The sequence below is a fragment of the Bartonella sp. AA97HXZ genome (assembly GCF_042196985.1).
GTDB lineage: Bacteria > Pseudomonadota > Alphaproteobacteria > Rhizobiales > Rhizobiaceae > Bartonella.
The window spans coordinates 1-3,867 of sequence record NZ_JBHIRC010000043.1 but is presented as its reverse complement, the minus strand read 5'-3'; the positions used below and the strand labels follow the sequence as shown (position 1 = coordinate 3,867).

At 37.0% G+C, this 3,867-nt stretch carries 7 protein-coding genes; 2 read left to right on the top strand and 5 right to left on the bottom strand.

Going from position 1 to position 3,867, the window contains the following annotated elements; translation table 11 throughout:
- Positions 1–116: 116 nt before the first annotated feature.
- Positions 117–1,202 carry a hypothetical protein gene (locus tag ACFINE_RS09290; RefSeq protein ID WP_375621835.1) on the bottom strand — a complete coding sequence of 362 codons (1,086 nt, stop codon included), beginning with the start codon at positions 1,200–1,202 and terminating at the stop codon, positions 117–119.
- Between the two features lie 372 nt (positions 1,203–1,574).
- Here ACFINE_RS09290 and ACFINE_RS09285 point away from each other — a divergent pair, with 372 nt between their 5' ends.
- Both ACFINE_RS09285 and ACFINE_RS09280 read left to right on the top strand, forming a co-directional pair.
- Entirely contained in the window at positions 1,575–2,303 is a 729-nt protein-coding gene (locus ACFINE_RS09285; RefSeq protein WP_375621834.1) for a phage antirepressor KilAC domain-containing protein, read from the top strand.
- Positions 2,300–2,578, top strand: coding sequence for a hypothetical protein (locus ACFINE_RS09280; RefSeq protein WP_006589100.1), 279 nt, complete (start codon positions 2,300–2,302; stop codon positions 2,576–2,578). Before ACFINE_RS09285 ends, ACFINE_RS09280 begins: the two co-directional genes overlap by 4 nt.
- Positions 2,579–2,623: 45 nt before the next feature.
- Here ACFINE_RS09280 and ACFINE_RS09275 read toward each other — a convergent pair whose 3' ends face one another.
- From ACFINE_RS09275 to ACFINE_RS09260, 4 genes are read right to left on the bottom strand one after another with little or no spacing between them, the layout of a single operon-like run.
- Positions 2,624–2,770, bottom strand: coding sequence for a CopG family antitoxin (locus ACFINE_RS09275; RefSeq protein WP_375621833.1), 147 nt, complete (start codon positions 2,768–2,770; stop codon positions 2,624–2,626).
- 42 nt (positions 2,771–2,812) lie between these two features.
- Positions 2,813–3,130 carry a type II toxin-antitoxin system HicB family antitoxin gene (locus tag ACFINE_RS09270; protein ID WP_004856761.1) on the bottom strand — a complete coding sequence of 106 codons (318 nt, stop codon included), beginning with the start codon at positions 3,128–3,130 and terminating at the stop codon, positions 2,813–2,815.
- A 38-nt stretch (positions 3,131–3,168) separates the two neighbouring features.
- Entirely contained in the window at positions 3,169–3,441 is a 273-nt protein-coding gene (locus tag ACFINE_RS09265) for a CopG family antitoxin (RefSeq protein ID WP_012754724.1), read from the bottom strand.
- Positions 3,428–3,727: a BrnT family toxin gene (locus ACFINE_RS09260; protein ID WP_012754723.1), complete on the bottom strand. Its 300-nt coding sequence runs from the start codon at positions 3,725–3,727 to the stop codon at positions 3,428–3,430. Before ACFINE_RS09260 ends, ACFINE_RS09265 begins: the two co-directional genes overlap by 14 nt.
- Positions 3,728–3,867 lie beyond the last annotated feature (140 nt).

The following is a 3,867-nucleotide window of genomic DNA, read 5'->3' as shown; positions in this document are numbered from 1 at the left end:
CCTCTTCTCAAGAACACTTCACTGTTACAGATGTCCAAGCCTCTGAATCCGGTATGTATAAGCTTATCTTGCGGGAGAAAAAACAATGAGGAACCTTTGTCTTGTGTGTTTCAAAATCAATAAGGCTGCCCAAGAACCCGGATTACTGCTGCAAACCTTGGATTTGGAATAGCACTAAATCGGTAATTCCATGGTGCGCCGGTACGGTGACTGATGTGACATCCTTGGTATGTTATAGTTACTGATGCAATTCTTGCCCAAGTAGTCCTTTCATTATCTTCAGGGCTTTCAAATACAATAGCTTGATTTGTTACTAAAAGACGTCCTAAAATTGGAGTATTTTCGCCAATATCAAAGGTAACGCGTTCTTGAACTCCCAACAGTTTTTCATTTTGTACTAAACGATAATCATATTCACTTGCGTCAAGTTCTTGAAACATTTCACATGCTTCCTCAAAATTAGAGGGAGGAATATCTGATTGCCACAGAGCAACTTCTTGCTCAAAGCTTTTTTCCTTTTTTGTCTCACGATAGGCAATAATAACAAAAATTAAAACAATAAAAATGGGTACTAATAACCATGGCGTAATAGTTACTGTTACCACAATGCCTCCAATCAGTAGAGCACAAAGAAGAACGATCTGTACCCTCTTTTCTAACCGTTTTTTTTCAAGTTCCGGCGACATTTTATTAACAACTGATAAATCAGAAGAAGGATGGATATGCGGGGGAGGCATTAAAACCTGCTCTGAAACCTTTTCTTTAAAACGTTTGTTGCGTTTATCTTGCCAATGAACAAAAATAGACAATGCAATAAATGCAAAGAAAATTAACCTGAACCATCCCCAAAAACCTAGACCATCATTTTCGTCTGACTTTTTATCTTGAACATGGATACTTTGCTTATCAGTATTCTCAGGTAGTGCCTTTGTCACGCTTTCATTTTGAGTAGCAACATCTATTAATAAAGTTGAGGAGGAGGAAAAAATTTCATTATTGTACGCAACTTGATCTGGTTTGATTTTGTGAAAAAAAAACGCACCTAATATTGCAGAGCCGAGAAATAATAAGACTCCAATGCCAAGGGTTTTCAATCCATTTTTGCACCATTTTTTTATACACACTAAAACAAGTCCGACAACCATCACCGGTAACGACAACAAACATACGATCATCGCAATTGTATCAAGTATGTCGAGCATTATTGTCCCCTCCACTATAAATAAAAAACTAAGCTGGAAAATCTAAAGTGAGTCGACAAATAAAGTAAATATGTGCTTATGATTTTTAGAAAAAAGTGATATTATTATAGGAGTATGAATAATCGAAACAGGAACCTAACGAACACCTTAAATACTAAGCAGATAAGCTACCGAGATAGTTTATTTTCGCACATTAAAGGCTTTGACTCATTGTATGTTACACGCATATAATGATCTCGTCGGGTGTGGTTATGCTATACAATACTCTTGATGGGAAAAGCATAACGACGGACTATTGGCCGTGTTTTTGAGCACCCGGCACTTTATTTATAAAAGTGTCAATCAAAAACGTCTAACCAATAGGAGTTCATCATGAACACTCTTATAGAAATTAAAGGAAACACTGCTAATAGTGCTATCCATCAAACTATGTCTAGTCGTGAAATTGCTGATTTGTGTAAAAAGCAGCACGCACATATTATGCGTGATATCAAGAAGATGCTTGAAGAACTTAACGGCTCCAAATTTGGATTGGTTGATTTTATCGGTACTTACGTTGATGCAAAAGGTGAAAGCCGCCCTTGTTATAACTTACCTAAGCGCGAATGTTTAATTCTTGTTTCTGGTTACAGTACTGCTTTACGAGCAAAGATTATTGACCGCTGGCAAGAGTTGGAAAAGCAGGTAGCTGTTCCACAGATAGACTACTCAAGTCCTCAAGCAATGATTGGCTTTTTGACACATTTACAAAACCAAATTGAGCAAAAGGATAACACCATTGCTGAATTAGCACCAAAAGCAAAAGCTTTGGAAGGTTTAAAACGCTCTGATGGGTTGTTTGGTCTTATTGAAGCAGCAAAGATGCTTGAAGTACGACCAAAGGATTTAACGGATTACTTGCGTAAACATGATTGGGTGTATCGACGTGCTCCAGGGGCGCCATTGTTACCTTATCAGGATAAGATCAAGAAAGGATTCATGGATTGCCCTGCTATTACCATTCAAAGACCGGATGGAACAGAAAAGGTGCTGCCTTCAACGAAAATCACATCTAGAGGATTGGCATGTTTGAGAGAACAAATCTTTGGGGGTGTGCAATGAATAGCAGTGTCGACTTCTTATGCGATTTGTGGATGGCATTGTTTAAGCTTTCTAACCATCGAGGCATTGGAGATGAGGACTGCAATGCTATAGTTGAGGTTATGGAATCGGTCGTAGATGCTCTGGTTTTAAAGCTTCAAGATGACGTGCCCAATATTACAAAAATCTTGGCAATTTTGACAGATTTTGGAGCTTCAGAACTTCCACATCGTATGGATTCTTTGTTGCGAACTTATGAACCAAATTTAGACAACCCCATTAAAAAGGTTGCTTAATTTAAAAACACATCTTCCCTCCCCGTTCTCAAAATGGGGAGGTGGTTAAGAAACTTCTTTAGGTAAGAACTCAAAATGAACGGGTTTAAAACCAGTTAAGTCATAATCTGTAAGATCTGCAGTATCAACAAAGTTTTCTGCTTCTTTATCCGTCTTAAAAACGGGTATTTGTTTTAATTTAGAGGTTTTCATAAGAATTAATTTTCTTTTAGTACGTATAGACTTTTAAAAGATTCAAAGTTTAGAGGAAATGTATCTGTTTAAACTCACACCATTTTCAGCGGCTTGTATTGCAAGTTTTCTATGGAGCTCTGGTGGTATTCTTAATTGAAACTTACCACTGTATTTACCATGTGACAAAGGCACAGGAACTTCTTCTCCATTATGTTGCATGTCCTCAACAACTTCTGAAACAAGGTCCATAATACCTTTTAAAGCTTTCTCTGCTTGAGCATCTAACCATGAAAGGGATGGGAATTCTGCACACAATCCGACATATTCCTCATCTTCTTGCGACCACAAAACACGATAGGTATAATGATTATTGTTCATGTTTCATCCTTTCTTATATCCTCTACAGAGGATATGGATCAATTACGATGGCTTTTTCGTAAATCTCGTTCGATGAGATGTCGAACATAGCGTGTGTAAGGGATAGCTTGATTTTTAGCTTTTTCCTTTAAAGCCTTCATAAGTGCTTGAGGTAAGCGAATATTCATAGAGGCTTCTTTAGGTAAGAATTCAAAATGAACAGGCTTAAAACCAGTTAAGTCATAATCAGTAAGATCTGCAGTATCAACAAAGTTTTCTGCTTCTTCATCCGTCTTAAAAACGGGCATTTGTTTTAATTTAGAGGTTTTCATAAAAATCAATCTCCTTTTGGTGCATATAACGAGCGCTAATAGGACGTACAAACAATTCGTTCTTTATTGTTCTTAAGGTAAAAACTAAAAAAATATATCGTTCATTATAGCTTCGTCCAATGGCTCTGAAACGCTCTTCTTTAATATTGGGGTCATGCTTTATGACGAGATTTCCAGGTTCAGTGAATAAATACTCAATTTCTTTTTTAGAAACTCCATGTTTGGCACATTTTGGCCAGTTACCATCATCCCAATTTATGCCATGAACTTTGATGTTTGCTACCATAACGAATGTATATCAAAATGTATCCACAAATACAATAAAAATGATTAAAAATCAATCTATTTGAACAGGAGCCCCCATGCATCCGAGAGAAACGATAAGAGAAACATTTGTTGCTTTGATAAAGGCAGCAAAGACGGCAG

What these genes read in the sequence shown, in the direction of transcription:
- ACFINE_RS09265 (WP_012754724.1), bottom strand. Translation starts at nt 3,441, where the DNA reads ATGAAAACCTCTAAATTAAAACAAATGCCCGTTTTTAAGACGGATGAA.
- ACFINE_RS09260 (WP_012754723.1), bottom strand. Translation starts at nt 3,727, where the DNA reads ATGGTAGCAAACATCAAAGTTCATGGCATAAATTGGGATGATGGTAAC.
- ACFINE_RS09280 (WP_006589100.1), top strand. Translation starts at nt 2,300, where the DNA reads ATGAATAGCAGTGTCGACTTCTTATGCGATTTGTGGATGGCATTGTTT.
- ACFINE_RS09285 (WP_375621834.1), top strand. Translation starts at nt 1,575, where the DNA reads ATGAACACTCTTATAGAAATTAAAGGAAACACTGCTAATAGTGCTATC.
- ACFINE_RS09270 (WP_004856761.1), bottom strand. Translation starts at nt 3,130, where the DNA reads ATGAACAATAATCATTATACCTATCGTGTTTTGTGGTCGCAAGAAGAT.
- ACFINE_RS09275 (WP_375621833.1), bottom strand. Translation starts at nt 2,770, where the DNA reads ATGAAAACCTCTAAATTAAAACAAATACCCGTTTTTAAGACGGATAAA.
- ACFINE_RS09290 (WP_375621835.1), bottom strand. Translation starts at nt 1,202, where the DNA reads ATGCTCGACATACTTGATACAATTGCGATGATCGTATGTTTGTTGTCG.